This window comes from Thomasclavelia sp. (genome assembly GCF_047249845.1).
Taxonomy (GTDB): Bacteria; Bacillota_I; Bacilli_A; order Erysipelotrichales; family Coprobacillaceae; genus Thomasclavelia.
In genome coordinates, this window is sequence record NZ_JBKTWO010000007.1 from 54704 (window position 1) to 79614 (window position 24911).

The following is a 24911-nucleotide window of genomic DNA, read 5'->3' on the forward strand; positions in this document are numbered from 1 at the left end:
AGACTTTATGAATGGATTAAAAGTGCAGAGTTTGAATTTATAGATATGTATACAATACCTATAGAATAAAAGGAAGGCAAAGCATATATGAAAATTGAAAGATTATTATCTATTATCATACTATTGTTAGACAAACAAATTATTTCTGCAAACACATTAGCTAAAAACTTTGAAGTATCAAAAAGGACAATATACCGTGATATTGAAACATTAGAATATGCGGGATTTCCAATTATCTCATATCCTGGGATTAATGGGGGTTTTGGACTACTTGATACTTTTAAAATACACTCATTTACGTTTAGTGATTATGAAAAACAAAAAATAATGAACGCTTTGCAAGTACAAGAACAGTTATTACCATTCCAAGAGTCAACATCTAATATTCATAGTAAATTAAAAGTAATTCATGATATACCTGTTAAAATTCCCAATATGACATTGACTTCTGCTACTTTACATAATCCAATTGTAGAAAAACAAACAAACGCAAAGTTAAAAGAACTATATTCTGCACTGACAAATCATCAAAAAGTAAAGGTTACATATATTACAGCCAATGGAGATTTTTCAAATAGAATCATTCTTCCTCAAGAATTAGTATTACAAAATGGCAGTTGGTATCTCAAAGCCTATTGTGAATTAAGAAAAGACATTCGCTTGTTTAAAATTACAAGAATTCGTAAACTTGAAGTATTGCAAATATTTTTTGATGTTGATATCCCGTCTTCTGAAAGAAAAAATGATGTAGAAATAGAAATCCAATTATCTTTTACAAAAAGATCATTAGGAAAACTGTATGATTTCTTTTTAGATGAGCAAATGAAGATTGATGAAAATAATGTATTTGTAAATTTTAAGTATTCAAAAAATCATAATATTATTCCATTTCTACTGATGTTTGGAAGTGAGGTTAAAGTAATTTATCCAGAATATGTAAAAAAACAACATATTCAATGGGTCGAAAAGATGCAAAAAATCTACTAAGTTAAAATCACTGACATAATGGTGTCAACATTTCCATGATAAGATAAGAACAGGTGTGTAAATATCTAAATATAAAATCAAGGAGAGTAATCATGGAAAAAATAATTATTAAAGGTAAAAGAATAAGGACAAATAATACAACGCTAGAAGGAGTCATGGATTTATGGCAAGAAATCACAACCTTACAACTATCAGGAGATATATATGCTATCTATTCGAATTATGAGTCAAATTATTCAGGAGATTATGATTTGCTAATAGGGAGTGAATCATGTGATTTACCTGACTCTATTGAACTTGCTAATTGTCAGTATATAGAGATTCCGGTAGATGGGAATTCTATTGAAAATGTAGGTAAAACTTGGCAGAAAATCTGGTCAAATACTGAGATTGAAGCGAAACGTACATACCAAACTGACTTTGAAAAATATGGTCAGGATGGTAGTATTATGATATATCTATCAATTAAGTAAATATAAAAAACTCCATTGTTGAATTAGACATTGGAGTTTTTTAGTAAGGTTATAAATATTAGATTTGATTTAATTACTAGCAATTGATACAGTTTTTAAAATAATAATTTTTAACTTAGTAGTATAAATTATGTAGTAGAAAGAGTTGTTTTTATATCATATTTTAATTAGCTTTTTTAACTACAGATGTTTTTGGCACATATCTTTATTTCATTTTCATAGACTTTAAAGTTCTTTTGAAATAATATATAGAATATCTGAAGATAACTAAAAATGATATAAATCTATTTTTTGTATTTTATAGATGCTGCTTTTGGTTATAAAAATCTCTAAAATTATAAAGTAGTTATTTTTTATAATTTAAAAAGTTTGCTATATGATAATAAAGTTATTCTTCTAAGACTAGTATCGTATCTAGCTTTCAATACAGTATGTATAAAGAGGGATTGTCTTTATAAATAAATTATAATTTAGAAACAAGAGGGGGAGATTGAAATTAAAAACCATAAAGAACAGCTGAACATTTTAAAAGACATTTGTAATAGTATTACAGAAACTGATAAATTTATATGAAGTTTTAAAATATTTTATACATAAATGATTAAGGAAGTTTGTTTTAGCGGATTTATCTATTGATATCTGTTACAAAAGTATTTCAACATGCAGATGTCTAAAATTAGAATGATATAGGTGGTACAGCAAGGAGTGTTTAAGCCAAATATGAATTCCAATTATCAACTAAGAAAAAACTAGGAGGAGAAAAAATGAATGTACCATTTTATATAGAAAAAAGAGAGCTTTCGAGTTGTAGGTTATCTAATCAAAAAGGTGAAGGAAAAAGGGCGATTCCAGAACATTGGTCTTATATACAAAAAAATAAACTTGAAGAATTATTATTTGCATTAACAAATTATGATCCTTATGGATTATTAGGAATAAATATCTATAATACTGATTTCTCAGACTCTAAAAAATTTGAGTATATAAAAGCTGTTGCAAGAAATTTGATTTAGTTGATGACCTTGTGAGTATATCCTTACAGCAATGACTTAGGCAGTATTTCTATGTACTAAGGAAACGATTGGTAAAACAGGAGCACAGGCGATTATAAAATGGTTACCTAAAAAACTACTAAATAAAGGTTATATTACTGGTAAAATGAAATCTGAAGCACCAGATATTGAGCATTATGGAAAGGTGGAGATGTTGAAGTATGGATAGCAGTAAAAAAGAAATAAAATTAGTAGTTATTTATGATAAATAAGAAAATCTAATTTTTTACATTATGAATTATTCAAACAAGGATGTATAATAGAAATCAAACAGGCTAAAAGTGGTTTTATGATTGCCTATTTAATTAATAAAAAGGCAACAAACTATGTATTTTATAAGAAATTCTAGTTCATATTTATGGAATCCGTATTAAGGAATACGAAAGTAAGTTGCTGGCTGAAATGATTCATATAACTTATATGGTATATTTAAAAGTATGACTTTATATTGAAAAATAAGTATTATCAAAAATGTTAAAATAGTATACTTGTATTTTTAATTTGTTATCAGTAATTCATATGTTGGTAGTATAGCAATATATACAAATTTATCATTCAATTGAAACAAATGATTAAAAGATGATAAATTAAAAGCATAAGTCTTAGAGTTAGAAATTATTTATAGTAGAGGAGAAATTAGAATATGCAAGATTTTTATGATGCGCTGACAAGTGTAAAGAAAAATATTACAGTACCCGAAGAATTTAATTATTTTGGAAAACTTATTGGCAGTTGGAAAATTAACTATATTGATAACAATAATTCTTGCAAAATTGAAGGTGAGTGGCATTTTTCATGGGTTCTTGAAGGAATGGCAATTCAAGATGTTATTATCTTACCAAATTATGAATATGGAACATCAATTCGTATTTACAATCCCGATACACATGCATGGGACGTGGCTTATGGTTACACAGGAAAAATAATACGACTTGAGGCAAGAAAACAAGATGATATGATAGTTCTTACATACATTGATGATGAAAGAAGAAAATGGGTTTTTACTAAGATAGAGGATAATCGTTTTCACTGGCAAAATATCACAGTAAAAAATAATGGAGAATGGCATATTAATGTGGATATGTATGCTGAACGTATTTAATAAGTATAAGTTACAATATAGTGAGTTTGCTAAGCGACAATATATTTTAACTTTAACTTGTTTTTATGCCAAATATATTTATTTATATGGGGAGTAATTTATGAATTAAAAAAAGATATGTGATAAAATTATTTTAATCAAAAGAATTTATGACTTGAGAATATTATAAAGAAGTTGATGTGAGGACAGATTCTAGTGAAGAGGATGTAAATAATGCTATAGTGATAGGGAAAAGATGTTATTAAAAATATATCCAAATTAATATTTGTAAAACATTAATTTTAAAGACGGTTATAAATAAGATGAAAGATATTTTAATGGAGATTTAGTTATGATAATTAGAGAAGTAAATACTGAAGATGCACAAGATATTTATGATTTATATTTAGAAGTTATGAATTATAATTATCCTGTAAAAAGAATCAAAGAAATGATTAATATTGTGTGTAAGGATAATTGTAATTATGTTTTTGTTGCGGTCGATAATCTTAAAGTAGTCGGTATTATCGAAGTAGTTATTAAATATAGTATTCATAAGAATCCCTATTTGATTGTTAATACACTTGCTGTTCGTTCAAAGTATCAAGGTAGAGGAATTGGAAGTCAATTACTTTATTATACTGAAGAATTTTCCAAGATAAAAGGATTATCTAGTATTATACTTGGATCACAATTCAAGCGTGTTGATGCGCATCAATTTTATTTGAATAATGCCTATAAAATTATTAAAGAACATAAAATATTTGAGAAAAAATTATAACTATATTAACGAAGAAATGTATTGAATCAAATTTTAATTATAAAAAGAACAGACAAAGATTTAGAGAATTTAAAATAGTTTGAGTTTAATTCATTTTAATAATATTGATGGGGATGATATAAGTTATGTTGATTATATTTATAACTGTGACATCAATGGATTAAGTATTTTTTAACAGATTATTTGATGTAAATTATCTTAAAATATATTGACCATTATGAATGTGTATGTTATTGTTATATCGAAAAATATAGATGTGAGGTGATTTGATGAACAAACAGTTTGATCAAGAAACTAAGATTTTTAAAGCATTTTGTGATCCAAATCGATTAAAAATATTAAATATTTTAAAATCTGGTGAACACTGTGCATGTAAATTGTTAGAGATCTTAGATGTTGGGCAATCGACTTTATCACATCATATGAAACTGTTAGTTGATGCTGGAATAGTAAATGTCAGAAAAGATGGGAAGTGGTCTCATTATTCCTTATCTGAAGATGGTATACAGTTTTTGATTGAATATTTACAACAGTTAAAAGCAGATTAATAGTTGTTTAAAAATGCCACCATTGAATTGGTGGCAATAAATAAAATTAATACATCGAAATATATCGATATAAGGAGGATGCTATGAATCAAATTTGGCTATTTTTCCAAAATCAAATTCTTGGAATGATATGGTTAAATGAGTTGATTGGAATAATTTTGAATAGTATAGGTTTAAAGGTAGAAGCAAGCTTAGGAGGAATGTTACAGTTTTTTATTTATGATACAATTAAAATTTTTATATTATTAGCAGTATTAATTTATATTATTTCATATATACAAAGTTATTTCCCACCAGAAAAAACAAAAAAGATATTAGGAAGATTCCATGGTATTTGGGCAAATATAATTGGAGCATTACTTGGTACAGTAACACCATTTTGTAGCTGTTCATCCATTCCTATTTTTATGGGTTTTACAAGTGCCGGGTTACCACTAGGGGTTACTTTTTCGTTTTTAATATCATCACCAATGGTTGATTTAGGATCACTGGTGTTATTGATGAGTATATTTGGGTGGAAGGTGGCTGTTACATATGTAATAGTTGGATTAATTATATCTATTGTTGGAGGAACACTGATTGAGAAGTTTCATATGGAAGATCAGGTAGCAGATTTTATTAAACAGGCAGGTAATGTTGAGATAGATTCGATTAACCTAACAACAAAGGATAGAAGAAATTATGCTAAAGAGCAGGTTCTAGAAACAGTTAAGAAAGTATCCGCTTATATATTTATAGGAGTTGCTATTGGAGCGATTATTCATAACTTGATACCAGAACACTGGATTGAGTCGATATTGGGGGGGAATAATTTTTATTCAGTTCCACTTGCTACTGTGGTAGGCGTACCTATGTATGCTGATATATTTGGAACTATTCCAGTAGCAGAAAGTTTATTATTAAAAGGAGCAGGATTGGGAACTGTTTTATCATTTATGATGGCGGTTACAACTTTATCTTTGCCATCAATGATTATGTTATCAAAAGTAATAAAGAGGAAATTAATGATTATTTTTATAACAATAGTAACAAGTGGAATTATACTGATAGGATTTATGTTTAATATATTTTCATTTCTATTTATATAAAAGGAGACTGTTATGGCAAATGTTGTAGACTTAAATGTGATAGAGGAGATTAATCAATTATTAAAAGATAAAGGGTTATTGTATTCAATTGATTCAGTTGGGGAGATGTTCAGGATTACAAATAAGACAACATGGTAAGCTGCAATGTAGTGAAGAAATTATTGTAACTATAAATAAGTATCTTAAAGATAAATGGATGCGTGTTATACTAGAAAAGATAATCTATTGTTATTGGATATTTCTTCAAAGTTTGATTTTTAATAAAAGGAGAGTTGTGTAAATGAAATTGTTTAAAAGAAAAGAAAAAAACTGTTGTCATTTTAAATGTGATAATGAGAGTATGAAAAAAGTATTAAAAAAGAAAGAAGAAGGTTCGAAAATAAGGATTTTAGGTTCTGGTTGTGCTAAGTGTACTTCTTTAGAGCAAAATGTTAAACTAGCTTTAAATGAATTAGAAATGGAATCTAGTATAGACCATATTACAGATTTTGTGGAAATTTCTAGCTATGGGGTTATGACAACTCCTGCGCTTGTTGTAGATGGTAAAGTTGTTTCTTATGGAAAAGTATTAAGTAAAGATGAAGTGATTGGATTATTAAAAAATATAGGGTATTAAAATGAAGAAGAAAATTGTATTTGTATGTGTTCATAATTCGTGTAGATCTCAGATTGCTGAAGCATTGGGCAAAAAATTTTTATCAAATCGATATGAGTTTTATTCTTGTGGTACAGAAATAAAACCGCAAATAAATCAAAAGGCAGTAAGAATTATTAAAGAATTATATGGAATTGATATGAAAAAGAATCAATATAGTAAACTTGTAAAAGATATACCTACAGCTGATATTGCTATATCGATGGGTTGTGATGTTAAATGCCCTTATATTGGAAAAGAGTTTGATGATAACTGGATGATAGAAGATCCTTCTGATAAAGATGATGAGTATTTCAAGTTTGTTATTAAAAAAATTGAAGATAAAATAATGAAATTAGCTTATTAGTTATTATCTAGTTGTTACAAAAAAGGATAGTGATTTGTAAGTAAAGTATTTTTTATAATAGTCGATTTTATATTACTAAATTGATTTTATTTATGTAAATAATTTTGTTTTTATATATTTATAAGTGATGTAATACTGTATAATAATAATTGATTAACAAATATGGTTTATAGTGAGGTATATTAATGAATAAAAATAATCCTAAAGTTACTATTTCTCAAGAAGGAGAAAAGTGGTTAGATAAAGGTCAAATGTGGATGTATAGGAACAATGTTGTTGATTTAGATGAATCAATAGAAAATGGATCATTAGTAGATATTATAACTACTCAGGGCCGTTATATGGGAACAGGGTTCATATCAAAAAATAGTCATATTACAGTTCGAATTTTATCTAAAAAAAGTGATGAAATTTTTGATAAAGATTTCTTTAAAAAAAGAATACAATTTGCTTATGAGTACAGAAAAACGTTAGAAGAAGAAAATATAACAAATTGTAGATTGATTTTTGGTGAAGCTGATAAATTACCAGGGTTAACCGTTGATAGATATAATGATATATTGGTATGTCAGATTAGTTCATATGGTTTAGAGAAAATAAAAGATATGATATATAATTTATTACTTGAGGTACTAAAAGAAGATAATCAAGATGTTAAGGGAATATATGAGAGAAATGATATTAATGTTCGTTTAAAAGAGGGGTTACCTTTAGAAAAGGGATATTGGAAAAATATTAATCTACCAACTACTACGATAATAAATGAAAATGGTATTAGGTTACATGTTGATGTAGAAAATGGACAAAAGACAGGATACTTTTTAGATCAAAAAGCTAACCGGGTATTATTAAGGAAAATGGCTCATGGAAAAAAAGTTTTAGATTGTTTTAGTCATACAGGTGGATTTGCTTTAAATGCGGCTTATGGAAAAGCAAAAAAGGTAGTGGCTGTAGATGTATCACAAACGGCTTTAAACCAGGGGTATGAAAATGCTAAGCTAAATAATTTAGAAAATAAGATTTCATTTGTTAAAGATGATGTTTTTAAATATTTAGATACTTGTAAAGTTGGTGAATATGATATAATTGTCTTAGACCCTCCAGCTTTTACAAAATCTAGAAGAACTATTGAACATGCCTATAATGGTTATAAAAAAATTAATATGAAAGCAATGAAACTTTTAGAAAAAGGTGGTTATTTAATTACATGTAGCTGCTCTCGTTTTATGGAAACTGCTAATTTTGAAAAAATGTTAAGAGAATCAGCACAGGAAGCAGGAGTTATATTGAAACAAGTTTCTGTTACCCAACAAAATCATGACCATCCAATTTTATGGACAATGGAAGAAACATCATATTTAAAATTCTTTATATTCCAGATAGTCTGAAAAATAATATTGATTTATTACACAGTATGATTTTGATATACTGTGTTTTTATATTATAATAATAAAAAGTTTAGGAGCAGAATAATGGCTAAAGATAATTTAACACCAATAAATGTTAAAGAATATGATAGTGAAATAAAGAGTGTGATTCCCTACTATGAAGAATTTCATAAACAAACAATCAGTGTAATAAAAAATATGAGATTTATGGAAATAAATTGGTTAGATTTAGGATGCGGAACTGGGACTTTAGCTAATAAAGCTAAAGATGTATTTCCAAAAGGACACTTTGTAATGGCTGATCCATCAGAAAAAATGTTAGAAAGAGCACGTATAAATAATAAAACTTTAAAAGCAAAATATCTTAATTGTGGTTCTGAAACAATTGAATTTAATAATCAATTTAATGTCGTTACAACAATTCAGGTGCATCACTATTTACAAATGGATGTTCGAAAAAAAGCAACTAAAAATATTTATCAAGCATTATGTTTGGGCGGAATATATATTACATTTGAAAATGTTGTACCGGAGTCCAAGGAAATAACAAGTTTTGAATTGCAGCGTTGGGGAATGTATCAGCAAGAACATGGTAAATCTGTAAATGAAGTAGAAAATCATCTTTCTAGATGTGGCGTTAACTATTTTCCATTAAGTATTAATGAGCATATTAAATTATTAAAATCGATTGGTTTTACATTAGTTCATGTCTTTTGGTATAGCTTTATGCAGGTAGGAATATATGCAATTAAATAAAGTTATTATATGAAATATGAATGGATTGATAAATATCTTTTAGATAAGAATGAAGTATCTAAGAATATTCAAAAGGAATGGAATTGGATCCGTTATGTAATAAATGATAAAATGTTTGTAGCTGTTTGTTTAAATGAAGATAATCATCCGTATTATATTACACTTAAGCTAAAATCTGAAAATGGTAAAAAACTTAGAGAAAAATATAAAGATATAATTCCTGGTTATTATATGAATAAAAACAATTAGAATTCCATTAAAATAGATGGGGATGTTTCTGAACAATTATTAAAAATGATGTTAAATGAGTCATATCAACTAATTTTTAATAGTTTTAGTAAGAAAAAACAATTAGAGATATTAAAGAAAAAAATCTAAACAGTTTCGTTTAGATTTTTTATAATTTAAATTTTTTAGAGAGTTTTTCTATTTGTGATTTAGAAATACCAAATCTAGAACATAAATTTTCTATATATTGATTTAACTCTGCTGGCGACTTACCTTCTAAATCTTGTTCATCAATTCCCAAAGTTTTCATTACTCCTTTAATTTGGTTTAACATGTCAGGATCGCCTTTTTGATACTTATTCATCATATCATCATAATATTTTTCAGCTCCTTTAAATGATTCTTCATCTTCGTTATTTTTATCATTAAATTGTTTTTGAAGTTTTAAAAGAATATCTATTTCTTCACTATCTAGTGCAAGAGCATTAAAAAAATCTAAGGCTTGATTACACAATTGTTCTAATTCAAATATCTGATTTTCATAATCAAGTTTTTTTATTAACTCAAGTTCATAATAAAAATTTTTTATTTTTTGCTGATCTTGGTTTGTAAGAGTAATATCTTCATACTCGTCATTTATAATATCATCTAAAATAATTGGTACATAATAGGCGACTTTTTCATGATTGGTTAATATCATTTCAACTTTTAAATTTGTAATAGCTGCTAATAGTTCAATAAATTTATTATTGTTAATAAAAGAATTATCAAAGCTGTATTTACACATATCAGTGGTAATATAAGCTAGTGATTTAGAGTTTTCTAATGATAATTTAATAATACTATCATAACTAAAACAACCTTTGGTATCAAATTGGAAGTATATTTTATCAGTAGTAATAATCATTCCTTTACTACCATCCAATTCCATACTACTATCAATAAAGGCAACAAGTTCTAAAATATCATTATCTCCATACATATATATGGCGTTCCCTATTTGATTAGGTATATTGTCATTAAAATATATAACACTATTTGTTACAAAATCATTATCTAAAAAAGTTAAAATTTGTTCTTTATCCATAATTACCTCCCAATATAATTTTATCTCTTAAAAAAGAAAATGTCTACTTACTTAATTTAGCTTCATATTGTAATTGTTGTACCATTTCATTACATAAGCTAAGAAAATCACTTTTATTCATTCCCTTAACAATTGCTTCACTGGCAAGCAATTGTAAGTCACTAAAAATTTGTTCTTTAAAATTCATAGAACTATCCTTACTTGGCAAAACCTTTGCACCGTGACGACGATCAATACAAATATAGCCTTCTTGTTTCAGTAAGCTGTAAGCTTTGTTTACAGTCATATTATTAACATGGAGGTCACTTGCAAGCGTTCTAACTGTTGGTAAAGATTCTCCATATTTAAATTGGCCACTACCAATTCCTCTTACGATTTCATTTCTTAATTGAAGATAAATTGGAATCTCACTATTATAATTTAAATTAATTATCATTTTTAATTACCCCTTTTAATTGCTGATAAAAAGATTTAGTATCTCCAGTGTCATCATCATTTATTATATAGATGTTATCTTTGGTATAAATAATAATATAACATTCATGTAAATTAGCAAGATAAACTTTACAATCACCATACTTATCATATCTATAGTTTCCTTTAGAATAAATTCCTGTATCTGTACCGTTTGTTCGTTTTCCTTCTCCCAAACTGTTTGTAATCTCAAGTTTTTCTATTGTATCTATATCAATATTGAAGTTATAAAACTCACTAGTAATTTCAATTTTATTGTTTTTTAATGATAGATCTACCAAGTTATGTGTTATATCTAAATAGTATGGGTAGCCAAATAGCCAAACTAAAAAACAAAATATAATAGAAATAACGCCAATAATAAAATAACGATAACCATTTTTTGCGGTATTAAAAGTTAATTGAGTACCGCCAGGCATTGAAACAAGGGTTCGAGGATCATAAGGATTATGATAAACAGGACCCATTAAACCAATCTTCCAACAATCATCATCAGATAAGCTATAATTACTTTCATTAAAAAATGAAAGTATTTCAGCTTTTTTATTATAATAATCTTTTACTTTATACAAAGTAAGAATAATTGCAATAAATGATAGAGTAATAGTAAATATAATATATATAAACTTAAGTTTTTCTAAAAGATATAATTGTATTACTAAATTAAATAAAGCATCACATAAAGTTAAGTAAAAAAAGCAGTCATAAAAAGTTTGTTTTCGTTTTAAATTAATAGTAATATTTGCTTCACTATTTTCACAAAATGCTTGATTACCTTGTTTTTTAATAAATAATAATCCACCAAATAATACAATTATCTGTAAGATCATAAAAGGATACATCATAATATCAGCATTATATTTAACCATAAATATAATTGCAAAAATATCAATTAAAATAACATTATAAAAACGTTTTAATTTAAAAGATTGTTGTTCCATATAAGATGAAAGCTGCAAATCAACTTTATAAGATTTTTCATTCATAACTAACCAGTTATTTTCTTTTTTAACTTGAAGTAATTTATCTCTAGCTTTTTTAAAAGGGATCTGCAGGATGATGGCATTTACAAAAATCATAATAAGTAATATAAATGTTATTATTAGTGATGGAAATAAGTTAGATAATAAGATTAGTAGTGCAGATATAATAAAAGTTCCAATTAATGATAAATTAAGATACTTATTATAAAACGTAATTATTTTTTGTACTTCCATAGATTCTATTGCATACTCAGGAATAGTTACTAAAAATAGCATCCCTTCTTTGTATTTAGCATCTCTTTTTGATGAATAATAAAATACAACGTTAATAAATATAATAATTAAAACTAAATACCACATATAAGTTACCTCCAATATTTGTATTATACATTGTAATACAAACAATACATATAATCAATAAAAATATTTTAATCACCAAATATTATTAGTCTAGTAGAAAAGTTATAAGATTTTTGGTTTATTAAAACATGATTATTTAATTTTTGTTGCAATAATAAAAAAAAACGTCTCTTTATCACTAAAATTTATCTATTAATTGGTAAAAAATTACTAAAATTATTGTTAAAAAAGCGCTTACGTGGTAGGATTTATATGTAAGATAATGAAAATTATTTACGGGAAACTTTGAAAAGGAGGAAAATTATGAAGAAGAGTTGGGATAAGAAGATTTCAGCTGCATTAACTGCTACGTTGATTCTAACAGTAGCTCCAGTCAGTACTCTAGCACAACCAAATGCTAGAATTACCCAATCGACTCCAGAAGATGTTTATGTTGACATCATTGGAGAAGGAGAACGTTCAACATTGTTTAATGAAAATTGGAAATTTCACCGTGGAAATGTTGAAAATGCTCAAAATGTAGATTTTAATGATACATCATGGGATAATGTTAATTTACCACATGATTACAGTATTGATCAGGAATTTACAACAAGTGGAGAAGCTGAAAGTGGATTCTTACCAGGTGGAGTAGGATGGTATCGTAAGACATTTGTAGTACCGGAAAAGTATCAAGGTAAACAATTAATGGTTGAATTTGATGGTGCTTATATGAATGCTGAAGTATATCTTAATGGTAAAAAATTAGGTGAACATCCATATGGATATACTGCGTTTGCATTTGATCTTACTGATGAGTTAGTTTTTGATGGAAAAACAGAAAATGTTTTAGTTGTAAAAACTAATAACAAGATTCCAAGTAGTAGATGGTATTCAGGTAGTGGAATCTACCGAGATGTAACTTTAACTGTTACAGATGAAGTACATGTTGGATACAACGGTACACAAATTATTGCTAAAGATTTGGAAACAAACAAAAACGGAACTGTTGAAGTTGATGTAACGACTACAGTTGAAAATGATGGAGATACCAATAAAACAGTAACCGTAAAAAATACATTACTTGATGAAAAAGGTAATGTAGCAAGTGATACAACTACAAGTGAAGTTCAAATTGCAGCTGATGAAAGTCAAGATGTAAAACAAAGTGTGTCAGTTGAATCACCAGAATTATGGTCAGTTGAAGATGCTAATATGTATAAGATGAAAACAGAAATAGTAGAAGGAAATGAAGTCTTAGATACATATGAAACTGATTATGGATTCCGTTATTATGATTTTAATAATAATGAAGGCTTTTCATTAAATGGTGAAAACATGAAGTTAAAAGGTGTTTGTATGCATCATGATCAAGGATCATTAGGAGCAGTTGCAAACCATGATGCTATTGAACGCCAAGTAAAAATATTAAAAGAGATGGGATGTAATGCAATTCGTGTTACTCATAACCCAGCAGCTTCAGCATTATTAGATATATGTAATAAGTATGGAATCTTAGTAATTAATGAAGCTTTTGATGGTTGGACAGAATATAAAAATGGTAATGTTAATGACTATACAGCACATTTTGAAGAAACAATTACTGCCGATAATCAAATTATTAACGGTGAACCAGGTATGCAATGGGGAGAATTTGATGTAAAGGCAATGGTAGATGGTGCTAAAAATGATCCTAGTGTAATTATGTGGTCAATTGGAAATGAAATTGATGAAGGTGTCTCAAGTAGTACATCACATTATGTGAATCTAGCAAGTGATATTATTAAATGGGTTCAAGAAGTTGATACGACTCGTCCAATAACCAATGGTGATAATCGTAAAAATACTAATCCTAATGATGCAATTAGCCAAATTAATCAAAAGATTTATGAAGCTGGTGGAGTAGTTGGAATGAACTACGCAAATAATAATCAAACAGTTTCAATGCATAATACATATGGTGATTGGCCATTGTATGGTGCTGAAACAGCTAGTTCTGTACATAGTAGAGGTGTATATAGCACAAGTGGAAGAGATAACTCAATTTTGCAAATGTCAGAATATGATAATGATGCTGCGAAAGTAGGATGGGGACATTCAGCTAGTGATGCTTGGCAATTTGTTATTAAAAATGATTTTAATGCAGGTGAATTTGTCTGGACTGGATTTGATTATATTGGTGAACCTACACCATGGAACGGAACTGGTGCAGGTAGTGTAAGTGGTCAGGGTGCAAAACCTAAGTCATCATTCTTTGGTATTCTTGATACAGCAGGATTCCCTAAAGATACATATTATTTATATAAGAGTCTATGGGATGAAAACAGTACAACATTGCATTTAATGTCTACATGGAATAATAATGAAATTGTTAAAAATTATGATGGTACAGTAAAAGTTGATGTATTCACTAATGCTGCAAAAGTAGAGTTATATTTAAATGGTGAAAAAATTGGTGAAGATACAGCAACAAAACATACAACAGATTTAGGGTACACATATCAAACTTTTTCTAATGGTGAATTTTATCCAAGTTTTAATGTTAATTGGGCAGCTGGTACATTAAGTGCTAAAGCATATGATGAAGCTGGAAACTTAATTAGTGATACTGAAGGTAGAAATAGTGTATCAACTAATGGAGCAGCTGCTAAGTTGGATGCCTATGCTGATAAAACAGAAATTAAAGCTGATGGAAGCAGTTTATCTTATATTACTGTAGATGTAAAAGATGCAAGTAATAATATGGTTGCAGGTGCTGATAATAGAATCAACTTTAGCATTGAAGGTGATGGGAAAATTGTTGGGGTTGATAATGGAAATGCCTCAGATACTGATAGTTATAAAGGAAATTCAAGAAAAGCATTCAGTGGAAAAGCTTTAGTAATTGTTCAATCTACAAAGAATGAAGGAGCATTTACATTAACAGCAAGTTCTAATGGTTTAACTTCATCAAGTGTAACTGTAAATACAAAAAGAGCAAGTGTTGAAGGAGAAGCTTATTTACAAAGTTATAAGATTTCTAAAAATATGTATGTACCAGTGGGACAAGAACCACAACTACCACAAACAGTAGTAGGAACTTATAATAATGGTGAAACAAAAGATCTTACAATTGTTTGGGATAGCTATGATAAATCATTATTAAACAAAACTGGTGAGTTTACGGTTACTGGAAAACTACAAGATAGTGATGCAACTGTATCTGTAACTGTTCATGTTATTGGTGATGTTGTTGCGATGGAAGGTTATTCAACAGTAACAAATGTTGGAATAGCACCAAAATTACCACAAACATTACGTGGTATTTATGAAAATGGTGATTATAGTGAAGCATTCCCGGTAACTTGGGATATTCCTGAAAATGTATTTGATAATGAAGGAATTGTAACGATTACTGGAACAGCTAGTGTTTTAGATGAAAGTATTGATGTAAAAGCAACTGTACGAGTAGAACCAGGAGCTGCAGAATCTACTAACATCGCATCTAAAAATTACTCTGATGCACCATCATTTACTAATGGTAAAATGCAAAATGGTGTACCAACAGAGCCTTCAACATCTGCAATTAGTGATTCATTACTTAAATTAAATGATGGAATTACTAATAATAGTAGTGATACAAATGCTAGATGGACAAATTGGGCAATTAGAAATGAAAGTCCAGTTGCTGATACATATGTTCAGTTAGAATGGCAAAAAGAATATAAAATGCAAAATGTAAAATTATGGCATTTTACAGATAGTGCTTATAGTGTTTTACCAGGTGATGATAATGTTCGTTTTGAATATTATGATAGTGCTACTAATCAATGGATAGAAATTGAGTCTTCTCATATTACACAAGTTTCATATTTAGCAGGAGATACTCCTTATGGATTCATTAACCCAATTACAACTAGTAAATTAAGAATCTGGTTAAAAGCTCCACAAGTAGGTAAATGTATAGGTTTAACTGAGGTTGAAGTTTATAATTATGTCGAACAAACACCAGTTAATACAACTGCAAATATTGATGAATTAAAATTAAATGGTACTGTTATTGAAGATTTTGATGGATTTGAAGGATATAATGAAGAAACAAGAACTTATACAGTCAATCTAGGAAATAATGATTATCCAACTGTTGAAGCTTTTGCTAATAATAATGAAGCAATTACAGTTCTACCGGTTTTTGAAAATGAAGTTAAAATTATTGTTAGATCAGAAGATGGCAATACTACAGAAACTTATAAAGTTAAATTCATTAAAGATACACCACCAGTAGTGGATAAAGAAGAATTAGCAAATTATGTAGCTAGTCAAGAAATTACTACAGCAATTAATTCAGCTGATAAATATACAGCTTCTTCATATGCAGCCTTTAAAGCAGCTTATGATAATGCTAATGTAGTATTGAACGATAGTAATGCTACACAACAGCAAGTAAATGAAGCTTATCAAAATTTACAAACAGCTTATGCTAATTTAAAAGAAGCATCTGTAGGAGAAACAGTAAATAAGTTTGAGTTATCAATTGCTGTACAAATGGCTCAAGCAGTTTCAGATGCAGATTTAGAAAACGTAGTGCCGGCAGTAGTAAATGAGTTTAAAGCAGCTTTAGCAGAAGCGCAAACAATTTTAGCTAATGATAAAGCTACTCAGGATGAAGTAGATGCTTCATTTAATCGTTTAGCTAATGCAATGTGGAAATTAGAATTCTTTAAAGGTGATAAGAAGTTATTGCAATCATTTGTTAATCAATTAGGTGATTTAAATAAGAGTGATTATAGTGAAAGTACATGGAACGTATTTGAAACAGCATTAAATAAAGCTAATGAAGTATTAGTAAATGAAAATGCAATGCAAGAAGAAGTTGATGAAACTTATACAAAACTAGTGAAAGCATTCTTAGAACTAAGATTATTACCAAATAAAGACTTATTAAATAGTTTAATTAATCAAGCAGAAAGTTTAAATGCTGCTAATTATACAGCTGAATCATGGGGTCCTTTCAATTTGGCTCTAGTAAATGCTAAAAATGTATATAATGACCCAGAGGCAACAGCTGAAGAAATAACAAATGCCAAAATAGCAATTGAAGCAGCTATGGCTGGTTTAGTATCAAAACCAACCGCTCCTGTTGATTCAAATGTATCAGATACAGTTAAATCAGGCGATACAACAGTAAATGTAGCTAAAACAGGAGATACCACTAGCTTTGCTGGGGTAACTGGATTAGCCGCATCATTAACAGCGCTAGCATATTTGTTTGTATCAAAAAAGAAAAAAGATTAGTGTAAGAAAATACTAATATAAATAACCCTATAGAGTAATTGGAGGTAAACCATATTCTATAGGGTATTTTTATATTATAGTTAAAGATTGTTTAAAAATAATAAAGACAGTAAAAAACTGTCTTTATCATATTTAGTCATTAGTTAATTTAAATTTTTCTAAAAAATGAAAAGTCAAAGATAATAACATTGCTATAATACAAGCTAAAACCATACCAGTTAATTGAACTCCACCAAGATTTAAAGAAATACTACTTAAACCTGTTACAAAAACAACTGAAGTCAGAATAAGATTTTTATTTATAGAATAATCAACATTTTGGTCAACTAAAATCCTAAGTCCACTTGTACCAATCATTCCATAAAGTAAAAAACTAATTCCTCCAATAACAGGACCAGGAATAGTCTGAATTAAGGCTGATAAGGGACCCACAAATGAACAAATTATTGAAATTATGGCAGCTCCAGCAATTACTTGGACACTATATACTTTTGTTATTGCCATTACACCTATATTTTCTCCATATGTAGTTGTTGGTACAGAGCCAATTAATCCAGAAATCATGGTTGAAAAATTATCACCTAATAAAGATCTATGTAGACCAGGATCTTTAATTAAATCATGTCCAATAATCTTACTTGTAACTACTTGATGGCCAATATGTTCAGATGTTATAACAAGGATTACAGGTAAAATCATTAAAATTGCATTAATATCAAATTTTGGCATTGTAAAATTTGGTAAAGCAAATAGTGGTGCACTTGTAACAGCAGAAAAATCTACTAAACCAAAACAAATAGCAGCAATATAACCACAGATAATAGCAATTAAAATAGGAATAACACTTAAAAACTTTTTAAAACAAATATTTCCAAAAACAGCTACACCTAATGTAATCAAAAATACCCAAACATTAGACATTTGTATGCTATCACCTAACAATCCGGCATTATTAGCTGCAGTAGCACTAAGCTCTAAACCAATAAGAGCTACAACTGGACCCATTGCAGCTGGTGGTAAAACAATATCAATCCAATCAGTTCCACATTTTTTAATTATAAATGCAAGTAAACATCCAAAAAATCCTACTGCTACAAATCCTCCTAAAGCATAAGGATACCCAAATTTTGAAATGACAATATTTGCTGGTGCGATAAAAGCAAAACTAGATCCTAAGTATGCAGGAGCTTTTCCTTTAGTAATTAAAATAAATAATAATGTTCCTACTCCATTCATAAAAAGAACGATAGCAGGATTTATCCCAAATAAAAAGGGCACAAGTACACTGGCCCCAAACATTGCAAACATGTGTTGTAATGATAATGGTAATAATAATTTCCCAGGTACCTTTTCTTCTACTTGAATAATACGTTTATTAGACATTTTTTCCTCCTTTTAATCGAATGTATTATGTCATTTTTTATGGTTTATGTCTAGATAAATTTTATTATTTATTAAAACGGTTACAAATATATTAGGATTAAAAGATAATAAAGAGTAATAAGGTAGTAAAATTAATAAATGATGATTAATTGTTAGAACTAATTATTATTGGTTAAGAAATATTATTTTTTATGTTATACTTTTTTTAGAAGGAAGGTAATTATGAAAATACGTAAGGCAACAATAGAAGATCTAGATGAAATTACAAAAATTGAAGAAATTTGTTTTCCTAAAACCGAGGCTGCTTCAAGAGAATGTTTTAGAAGTAGATTATTAGTTTATCCTGATTATTTTTGGTTAATAGAACAAGATGGTTTAATTGTTACATTTATTAATGGAATGGTTACTGATGAAAAAACTATTACTGATGAAATGTTTGAAAATTCTGAACTCCATAATTCAAATGGTGATTGGCAAGCAATTTTTGGAGTAAATACATTACCAGAATATCGAAATCGTGGTTTAGCAGGGATATTAATGAAAAGAGTAATTGAAGACGCACAAAAGCAAGGTCGTAGAGGATGTATTTTAACTTGTAAAGATACTTTGATTCATTACTATGAAAAATTTGGTTATGTAAATAAAGGAATTTCAGAGTCAGTTCATGGTGGAGCAATCTGGTATGATATGATTTTGGAGTTTGAAAATGAATGATTTAGTTAAAATGGGTAAGTATCTTAGTCTTATTTTGCGACATAAACCAGAATTAATAAATTTAAAAATCGATGAACACGGATGGGTAGAAGTCGATCAGTTATTAAAGGGGATTAATGATAGTGGACGTTATATAAGTAAAGAAATGCTTGATATAATTGTTAATACAAATAATAAAAAACGTTACCAATATAATGATGATCAAACTAAGATTAGAGCCAATCAGGGACATTCTATTAAAGTGGATGTTGAATTACAAGAAAAAGTTCCACCAGATATCTTATACCATGGTACTGCTCAAAAGTATTTAGATAAAATTAAGAAATCTGGAATAAGAAAAATGAATCGATTATATGTTCATCTATCTAAGGATATACAAACAGCAATAAATGTTGGAAAACGACATGGGCAACCCATAGTATTGGTAATTGATACTAAGAAAATGTTAAGAGATGGATATAAGTTTTATTACTCGTATAATGGTGTTTGGCTATGTGATGATATTGCTTATAGTTATATTGAAGAAGTGATTGTTTAAACTATCACTTCTTATAATTTATCATAGGTTTAAAAATAAAACTAAATGTTTGAAAATATTATGGATAGTAACTTTAAATATCTAACATTTTTGTAACATAAATCATTTAACTATAATCTTATTTTTGATAATAGTATAATAAAAAAAAGGAGCTGAAGAAAATGAAAATCATGATTGTTGAGGATGATTTGATTTTAGCAAGAGAACTAGAGTTATTGTGTAATAAATGGGATTTTCAAGCTAAGTATATTGATAATTTTAAACATGTTGATAAAGAGTATTTTAAATATCAACCTGATTTATTATTATTAGATATTAATTTGCCATATTATGATGGTTTCTATTGGTGTCAAAAAATTCGTACTAATTCTACTGTTCCGATTTTATTCATTTCTAGTCGAGAACAAAATGCAGATAAAATTATGGCTTTGTCTTCTGGAGGCGATGATTATATTGAAAAGCCATTTGATTTAGAATTATTATTAGTAAAAATAAAGGCAATGTTGAGAAGAACATATGAGTATAAGCATTTAGAAAAAGAGTATCTTGATGAAAATATTAGTTATGATGTAGTTAGTGGACGTTTTAATTATCAAGATCAGATTTTAGAATTAACAAAATCGGAAAGTAAAATAATGATCGTTTTATTGCAAAGTCGTGGTAATTGGGTGACTCGGGAACAATTAATGATGGCTTTATGGAATACTGACGAATTTGTAACGGATGCGACATTAACCGTTCATATTTCAAGATTACGTAATAAGTTAAAAGAATTCACAGATGGAAAAGATATTATTAAAACAAAAAAAGGAGTGGGTTATTATATTGATTAAGTATTTAAAAGAAAAAGCACAATTTATTATTTTAGGAGTTATTATATTAATATTTATTAATGGATATTTTCTTTATTTATGTGGTACACGTTTATATTTAAGTGATCTTTTTTATTTAGATATAATTTTAATTGTTGTTGGTATTGCATTAATAATAAAAGGTTATATGAGATATCAGCAAATAAATAAATTATTAATTACGCAACAAGTTATTACAACAAAACAAGTGAATAATTATTATCAAGATCAGTATTTAAACATATTAGAAAAAAATAATAAATATTACCAAGAAGAAATTAATCATTTAAGTGGGCAGATACAAGAATTATCTACATATATCTCTCGATGGGCACATGAAGCTAAATTACCAATTGCTTCTATGCGTTTAATGAATGAACGTAATAAAGATTTAGCTTTAAAAAAAGAGATGCGCTTAACAATCGAACGAATTCAGTTACTTTTGAATACAATGTTGATGTCTAGTAAATTAAGAAATCCAGAAAATGATATTAAGATTGAAAAAGTATTATTGGCTCAAGTAATTAAAGAATCAATCAAACATCATTCATATTTTTTAATTAATGATTATTTTACAATCGATTTAGAAGTAGGCAATGAATATGTGTATAGTGATCGTAGATGGCTTACATATATGTTAGATCAATTCATTGCTAATTCGATTAAGTATAAGCGTGATAATCCTAAAATACATTTTTTTATTGAGCAAGAAGAACAATCACTGACTTTAATAATAGAAGATAATGGAATTGGAATTGCAAAGGAAGATATCCCTTATATTTTTGATCGCGGATTTATTGGTCATAATCTTCGTGATGGAGATTACCGTTCTACAGGAATGGGTTTGTATTTTGTAAAAGATATTGCATCAAGGTTACAAATAGTAGTTGAAGTTGATGAAACTTTTATTGACGGTAGTCGGTTTAAATTAAAGTTTATTAATAATGCAGAGTATTTTCTTTTAGATTACTAAAATGTTAGATTAGCTAAATAAGTGTTAGATAAGAGTTAGGATTTTTATTAGGTTAATTGATAAACTTTAGTTGTAATCTAAGGAGGAAATAAAAATGAGGAAAATAGTTGAGATTAAAAATCTTGTTAAAAGTTATGGTGGTAAAGATTATCAGACAAAAGTATTAAAAAATATTGATTTAGATATTTATGAAAATGATTTTATTGCAATCATGGGACCATCAGGTGCAGGAAAGTCAACTCTTTTAAATATGCTATCAACTTTAGATAAGCCAACTCGTGGAGAAATTATTATTGATGGTGAAGATATTACCAAAGTGAATAATAAACGTTTATCAAAAATACGTCAGGAAAAAATAGGGTTTATTTTTCAAGATTATAATTTATTGGATAATATGACATTACAAGATAATATTGCTCTACCACTAAGTCTTAATGGGAAAAAAAGCAGTGAAGTAATTCAAAAAACAGAGCAGATGGCTTCATTATTTGGATTAAGTGCGCACTTAAATAAATACCCATATCAATTATCTGGTGGTCAGAAGCAAAGAGGAGCAAGTGCTCGAGCTTTAATAACAAATCCAAGAATCATTTTTGCAGATGAGCCAACTGGAGCATTAGATTCAAAGTCAAGTAAAGATTTATTAGTTTCTTTAAAAAATGCAAATGAAAAAGGGAATGCTACAATTTTGATGGTTACTCATGATGCATATAGTGCCAGCTATGCTAAACAAGTATATATGCTTAGTGATGGACAAATTAAGTGTCGTTTAAATCATACTGGAAATCGTCAAGAATTTTATGATGAAATTTTGAGCTTGCTAGCTTCGATGGGAAGTGATCAAGAATGAGTTTGCTTAAATTAGCATATTCAAATTTTAAACGTAGTGTTAAAAATTATGTTGCATTAATTATTTCATTATCATTTTCAATCTTTACTTTTTTCAATTTTCAGAATATTGTTTTTTCTAATGCTATGGATATTTTAAAGGAAAAAAACAGTGAGTATGTTTCAATCATTATTCAAGTAATTTCAATTGTTTTAGTGATTTTTGTTTTCTTTTTTATCTGGTATGCTACAAATGTTTTTTTAGCTCAACGTAAAAAGGATATCGGAATTTTTACTTTTATGGGATTAGATAATTGTAAGATTGGTAAGATGTATGTTATTGAAGTAGGAATGATTGCTATTCTTTCTTTGATTATTGGTTTAGGTAGTGGAATTTTATTTTCTAAATTATTTACAATGGTATTATTAAGAATATCTGATATTAGTATTGATGTATCGTTTACTTTTAGTATTATTCCAGTAATTATAACGGTTGCTTTATTTACAAGTATTTTTGTAGTTATGATTATTAAAGGTTATATTAACATATTAAGAAGTAGTGTATTAGAAATGCTATCAGCAGCTAAACAGAATGAATTAAAACAAGAAAAAGGTATTTGGTCATTATTAAAAGTAATTATAGGTCTTATTTTGATTAGTGGTGGTTACTACTGTGCATTACAAGTTGGTGATATGTCATCATTTATTTATATCCTTTATGCAGTAATTTTAGTTATTGTAGGAATTTATTTTCTTTATAATGGTGTCATTCCGTTCATAATTAGAAAACTAGCTCAAAATAAAAGTTTTTTGTATCAAAAAGAACGAGCTTTATGGGTTAATAATCTAGCATTTCGTTTAAGAAAAAATTATCGTGCTTATGCCATGGTGACAATTTTGATGATTTGTTCAGTAACAGTTTTAGCAACATCATTTGCAATGAAACAACGTTATGATAATATTAGTCACTTTAGAGAAGTTTATTCTTATTCAGTTTTATCTACAAAACCTTTAGATGGAAATGAAATAGCTAAAGGAATTGAACAAAATAATGAAATAGAATATTATAACAATTTAAATTATATTTCATTAAATCAAGATGTAGTTAAAGCTAAGTATATGTATAATCAATATGGAATTGTTTCATATAGTCAATTAAAAAAAGCTGCTAAAGAAGCAAATATAAAATTTGATATTCCAAAGTTAAACAATAATCAAGTTGTTAGTTTAACAAAATTATATTTAATGGATATTTCAGATACGGTTGCTAATCCTAAAGTTCAAATTTCAGGAGTAGATTATCAGATAGTTAAAGAAACATCTACATCATATCTAGGGTTATTACAAGAGAATATAAATACCTATGTAGTCAGTGATGATGTTTATGAAAGTTTAAAAAATAGTGGACAAGAGAACTATTTATATAATTATAAAATTAAAGATCCAAATAATTATCTAGCTTCAAAAAGTTATTTGGATAGTCTTGTTCAAGAGGGACCAACAGATAATATTAGTTATTTAGCAAATGATCCAAATGGTGGCGATATTGCTTGGGTTCGTGTACTGTATTCAATTTGTATTTTCTTGTTCTTAGTATTTATTTTAGCTAGTGGAAGTATTATATTTATGAAGTTAAGTAATGAAGCTTTTGAAGATAAAGAGCGTTATACTGTTTTAAAGAATCTAGGGGTTAGTGAAAGAGCATTGGTAAAGTCGATTAGAAATGAAATTCGTTTTGCTTATTATTGTCCATTTATTTTAATGGTAATCTCATCATATTTTTCGGTTCATGCTCTTGCTAATGTGATGAAAACAGAATTATATATAATAAATATTATTAGTGCAGTAGTGATTTTGATAATGTTTTATGTTATTTATAATTTTTCTGTACTTACTTTTAAAAAGAAAGTATTAAATGATAAATTTTAATAAATAGGTTCCAGTAATAGGTATAAAAATTAAAGAAAAAGATTTCTTATTCTATTTGTAATACAATAGTTTTGAAATCTTTTTTTGTTATTATAATATTTTTTAACTGTAATATTCTAATTTTCAATCTATTTATAAATCCTAACTTATGAGTA

The 24911-nt window shown here is 27.6% G+C and carries 24 protein-coding genes; 20 read left to right on the forward strand and 4 right to left on the reverse strand.

All coding sequences use genetic code 11. From position 1 onward, the window contains the following. Positions 1–87 precede the first annotated feature (87 nt). The 13 genes from ACLR9T_RS03080 to ACLR9T_RS03140 all read left to right on the forward strand — a co-directional run bounded on the left by ACLR9T_RS03080 (position 88) and on the right by ACLR9T_RS03140 (position 9404). Positions 88–987: a helix-turn-helix transcriptional regulator gene (locus ACLR9T_RS03080; protein ID WP_413108064.1), complete on the forward strand. Its 900-nt coding sequence runs from the start codon at positions 88–90 to the stop codon at positions 985–987. 92 nt (positions 988–1079) lie between these two features. After that, the gene (locus ACLR9T_RS03085; protein WP_413108065.1) at positions 1080–1460 is read left to right on the forward strand and encodes a GyrI-like domain-containing protein; all 381 of its coding nucleotides are present in this window, start codon (positions 1080–1082) and stop codon (positions 1458–1460) included. A gap of 764 nt (positions 1461–2224) precedes the next feature. Continuing rightward, positions 2225–2473, forward strand: a complete 249-nt coding sequence (locus ACLR9T_RS03090; RefSeq protein ID WP_413108066.1) for a hypothetical protein — start codon at positions 2225–2227, stop codon at positions 2471–2473. Positions 2474–3155: 682 nt separating this feature from the next. Next, a complete protein-coding gene (locus ACLR9T_RS03095; protein ID WP_413108067.1) occupies positions 3156–3614 on the forward strand; it encodes a hypothetical protein in 459 nt (152 codons plus the stop codon). Between the two features lie 331 nt (positions 3615–3945). Next, positions 3946–4374, forward strand: coding sequence for a GNAT family N-acetyltransferase (locus tag ACLR9T_RS03100; protein WP_413108068.1), 429 nt, complete (start codon positions 3946–3948; stop codon positions 4372–4374). Between the two features lie 269 nt (positions 4375–4643). After that, positions 4644–4922 (forward strand): ArsR/SmtB family transcription factor, encoded by a 279-nt coding sequence (locus ACLR9T_RS03105; RefSeq protein WP_413108069.1) that lies wholly within the window; start codon positions 4644–4646, stop codon positions 4920–4922. 83 nt (positions 4923–5005) lie between these two features. Beyond that, positions 5006–6010, forward strand: a complete 1005-nt coding sequence (locus tag ACLR9T_RS03110; protein WP_413108070.1) for a permease — start codon at positions 5006–5008, stop codon at positions 6008–6010. A gap of 12 nt (positions 6011–6022) precedes the next feature. After that, the gene (locus ACLR9T_RS03115) at positions 6023–6148 is read left to right on the forward strand and encodes a hypothetical protein (RefSeq protein WP_413108071.1); all 126 of its coding nucleotides are present in this window, start codon (positions 6023–6025) and stop codon (positions 6146–6148) included. Between the two features lie 142 nt (positions 6149–6290). Continuing rightward, complete coding sequence (locus ACLR9T_RS03120; protein WP_413108072.1) at positions 6291–6626, forward strand: thioredoxin family protein; 336 nt, start codon at positions 6291–6293, stop codon at positions 6624–6626. A gap of 1 nt (position 6627) precedes the next feature. Continuing rightward, the gene (locus ACLR9T_RS03125) at positions 6628–7011 is read left to right on the forward strand and encodes an arsenate reductase ArsC (RefSeq protein WP_413108073.1); all 384 of its coding nucleotides are present in this window, start codon (positions 6628–6630) and stop codon (positions 7009–7011) included. A 185-nt stretch (positions 7012–7196) separates the two neighbouring features. Next, on the forward strand, positions 7197–8399 hold the full coding sequence (locus tag ACLR9T_RS03130; protein WP_413108074.1) for a class I SAM-dependent rRNA methyltransferase: 1203 nt from the start codon (positions 7197–7199) through the stop codon (positions 8397–8399). Positions 8400–8483: 84 nt separating this feature from the next. Beyond that, positions 8484–9155, forward strand: a complete 672-nt coding sequence (locus ACLR9T_RS03135; protein WP_413108075.1) for a class I SAM-dependent methyltransferase — start codon at positions 8484–8486, stop codon at positions 9153–9155. A gap of 9 nt (positions 9156–9164) precedes the next feature. Beyond that, a complete protein-coding gene (locus ACLR9T_RS03140) occupies positions 9165–9404 on the forward strand; it encodes an MmcQ/YjbR family DNA-binding protein (protein ID WP_413108076.1) in 240 nt (79 codons plus the stop codon). 148 nt (positions 9405–9552) lie between these two features. Here ACLR9T_RS03140 and ACLR9T_RS03145 read toward each other — a convergent pair whose 3' ends face one another. From ACLR9T_RS03145 to ACLR9T_RS03155, 3 genes are read right to left on the reverse strand one after another with little or no spacing between them, the layout of a single operon-like run. Further along, positions 9553–10470: a hypothetical protein gene (locus ACLR9T_RS03145; RefSeq protein ID WP_413108077.1), complete on the reverse strand. Its 918-nt coding sequence runs from the start codon at positions 10468–10470 to the stop codon at positions 9553–9555. Positions 10471–10513: 43 nt separating this feature from the next. Beyond that, positions 10514–10906, reverse strand: coding sequence for a GntR family transcriptional regulator (locus ACLR9T_RS03150; RefSeq protein ID WP_413108078.1), 393 nt, complete (start codon positions 10904–10906; stop codon positions 10514–10516). Next, positions 10896–12287, reverse strand: a complete 1392-nt coding sequence (locus ACLR9T_RS03155; protein ID WP_413108079.1) for a PH domain-containing protein — start codon at positions 12285–12287, stop codon at positions 10896–10898. The genes ACLR9T_RS03150 and ACLR9T_RS03155 overlap by 11 nt, the downstream gene beginning before the upstream one ends. Positions 12288–12590: 303 nt before the next feature. On the opposite strand from ACLR9T_RS03155, the gene ACLR9T_RS03160 reads away from it, so the two are divergent. Continuing rightward, positions 12591–17540, forward strand: coding sequence for a glycoside hydrolase family 2 TIM barrel-domain containing protein (locus tag ACLR9T_RS03160; RefSeq protein ID WP_413108080.1), 4950 nt, complete (start codon positions 12591–12593; stop codon positions 17538–17540). Positions 17541–17672: 132 nt separating this feature from the next. Here the strand turns inward: ACLR9T_RS03160 and uraA are convergent, their stop codons facing one another. Then, entirely contained in the window at positions 17673–18923 is a 1251-nt protein-coding gene (gene uraA, locus ACLR9T_RS03165) for a uracil permease (protein WP_413108081.1), read from the reverse strand. A 222-nt stretch (positions 18924–19145) separates the two neighbouring features. On the opposite strand from uraA, the gene ACLR9T_RS03170 reads away from it, so the two are divergent. The 6 genes from ACLR9T_RS03170 to ACLR9T_RS03195 all read left to right on the forward strand — a co-directional run bounded on the left by ACLR9T_RS03170 (position 19146) and on the right by ACLR9T_RS03195 (position 24756). Then, positions 19146–19637: a GNAT family N-acetyltransferase gene (locus ACLR9T_RS03170; protein ID WP_413108082.1), complete on the forward strand. Its 492-nt coding sequence runs from the start codon at positions 19146–19148 to the stop codon at positions 19635–19637. Beyond that, positions 19630–20175, forward strand: coding sequence for an RNA 2'-phosphotransferase (locus ACLR9T_RS03175; RefSeq protein WP_413108083.1), 546 nt, complete (start codon positions 19630–19632; stop codon positions 20173–20175). The genes ACLR9T_RS03170 and ACLR9T_RS03175 overlap by 8 nt, the downstream gene beginning before the upstream one ends. A 161-nt stretch (positions 20176–20336) precedes the next feature. Continuing rightward, entirely contained in the window at positions 20337–21008 is a 672-nt protein-coding gene (locus ACLR9T_RS03180) for a winged helix-turn-helix domain-containing protein (protein WP_413108084.1), read from the forward strand. After that, positions 20956–21999: a sensor histidine kinase gene (locus tag ACLR9T_RS03185; RefSeq protein ID WP_413108085.1), complete on the forward strand. Its 1044-nt coding sequence runs from the start codon at positions 20956–20958 to the stop codon at positions 21997–21999. Before ACLR9T_RS03180 ends, ACLR9T_RS03185 begins: the two co-directional genes overlap by 53 nt. A 94-nt stretch (positions 22000–22093) precedes the next feature. After that, positions 22094–22849, forward strand: a complete 756-nt coding sequence (locus tag ACLR9T_RS03190) for an ABC transporter ATP-binding protein (RefSeq protein ID WP_413108086.1) — start codon at positions 22094–22096, stop codon at positions 22847–22849. Continuing rightward, positions 22846–24756 carry an FtsX-like permease family protein gene (locus ACLR9T_RS03195; RefSeq protein WP_413108087.1) on the forward strand — a complete coding sequence of 637 codons (1911 nt, stop codon included), beginning with the start codon at positions 22846–22848 and terminating at the stop codon, positions 24754–24756. Before ACLR9T_RS03190 ends, ACLR9T_RS03195 begins: the two co-directional genes overlap by 4 nt. Positions 24757–24911: the final 155 nt, after the last annotated feature.

Coding starts and splice junctions, on each gene's coding strand:
- ACLR9T_RS03170 (WP_413108082.1), top strand. CDS start 19,146: ATGAAAATACGTAAGGCAACAATAGAAGATCTAGATGAAATTACAAAA.
- ACLR9T_RS03185 (WP_413108085.1), top strand. CDS start 20,956: ATGGAAAAGATATTATTAAAACAAAAAAAGGAGTGGGTTATTATATTG.
- ACLR9T_RS03120 (WP_413108072.1), top strand. CDS start 6,291: ATGAAATTGTTTAAAAGAAAAGAAAAAAACTGTTGTCATTTTAAATGT.
- ACLR9T_RS03155 (WP_413108079.1), bottom strand. CDS start 12,287: ATGTGGTATTTAGTTTTAATTATTATATTTATTAACGTTGTATTTTAT.
- uraA (WP_413108081.1), bottom strand. CDS start 18,923: ATGTCTAATAAACGTATTATTCAAGTAGAAGAAAAGGTACCTGGGAAA.
- ACLR9T_RS03180 (WP_413108084.1), top strand. CDS start 20,337: ATGAAAATCATGATTGTTGAGGATGATTTGATTTTAGCAAGAGAACTA.
- ACLR9T_RS03125 (WP_413108073.1), top strand. CDS start 6,628: ATGAAGAAGAAAATTGTATTTGTATGTGTTCATAATTCGTGTAGATCT.
- ACLR9T_RS03115 (WP_413108071.1), top strand. CDS start 6,023: ATGGCAAATGTTGTAGACTTAAATGTGATAGAGGAGATTAATCAATTA.
- ACLR9T_RS03195 (WP_413108087.1), top strand. CDS start 22,846: ATGAGTTTGCTTAAATTAGCATATTCAAATTTTAAACGTAGTGTTAAA.
- ACLR9T_RS03110 (WP_413108070.1), top strand. CDS start 5,006: ATGAATCAAATTTGGCTATTTTTCCAAAATCAAATTCTTGGAATGATA.
- ACLR9T_RS03145 (WP_413108077.1), bottom strand. CDS start 10,470: ATGGATAAAGAACAAATTTTAACTTTTTTAGATAATGATTTTGTAACA.
- ACLR9T_RS03090 (WP_413108066.1), top strand. CDS start 2,225: ATGAATGTACCATTTTATATAGAAAAAAGAGAGCTTTCGAGTTGTAGG.
- ACLR9T_RS03140 (WP_413108076.1), top strand. CDS start 9,165: ATGAAATATGAATGGATTGATAAATATCTTTTAGATAAGAATGAAGTA.
- ACLR9T_RS03105 (WP_413108069.1), top strand. CDS start 4,644: ATGAACAAACAGTTTGATCAAGAAACTAAGATTTTTAAAGCATTTTGT.
- ACLR9T_RS03080 (WP_413108064.1), top strand. CDS start 88: ATGAAAATTGAAAGATTATTATCTATTATCATACTATTGTTAGACAAA.
- ACLR9T_RS03175 (WP_413108083.1), top strand. CDS start 19,630: ATGAATGATTTAGTTAAAATGGGTAAGTATCTTAGTCTTATTTTGCGA.
- ACLR9T_RS03100 (WP_413108068.1), top strand. CDS start 3,946: ATGATAATTAGAGAAGTAAATACTGAAGATGCACAAGATATTTATGAT.
- ACLR9T_RS03095 (WP_413108067.1), top strand. CDS start 3,156: ATGCAAGATTTTTATGATGCGCTGACAAGTGTAAAGAAAAATATTACA.
- ACLR9T_RS03160 (WP_413108080.1), top strand. CDS start 12,591: ATGAAGAAGAGTTGGGATAAGAAGATTTCAGCTGCATTAACTGCTACG.
- ACLR9T_RS03085 (WP_413108065.1), top strand. CDS start 1,080: ATGGAAAAAATAATTATTAAAGGTAAAAGAATAAGGACAAATAATACA.
- ACLR9T_RS03190 (WP_413108086.1), top strand. CDS start 22,094: ATGAGGAAAATAGTTGAGATTAAAAATCTTGTTAAAAGTTATGGTGGT.
- ACLR9T_RS03130 (WP_413108074.1), top strand. CDS start 7,197: ATGAATAAAAATAATCCTAAAGTTACTATTTCTCAAGAAGGAGAAAAG.
- ACLR9T_RS03150 (WP_413108078.1), bottom strand. CDS start 10,906: ATGATAATTAATTTAAATTATAATAGTGAGATTCCAATTTATCTTCAA.
- ACLR9T_RS03135 (WP_413108075.1), top strand. CDS start 8,484: ATGGCTAAAGATAATTTAACACCAATAAATGTTAAAGAATATGATAGT.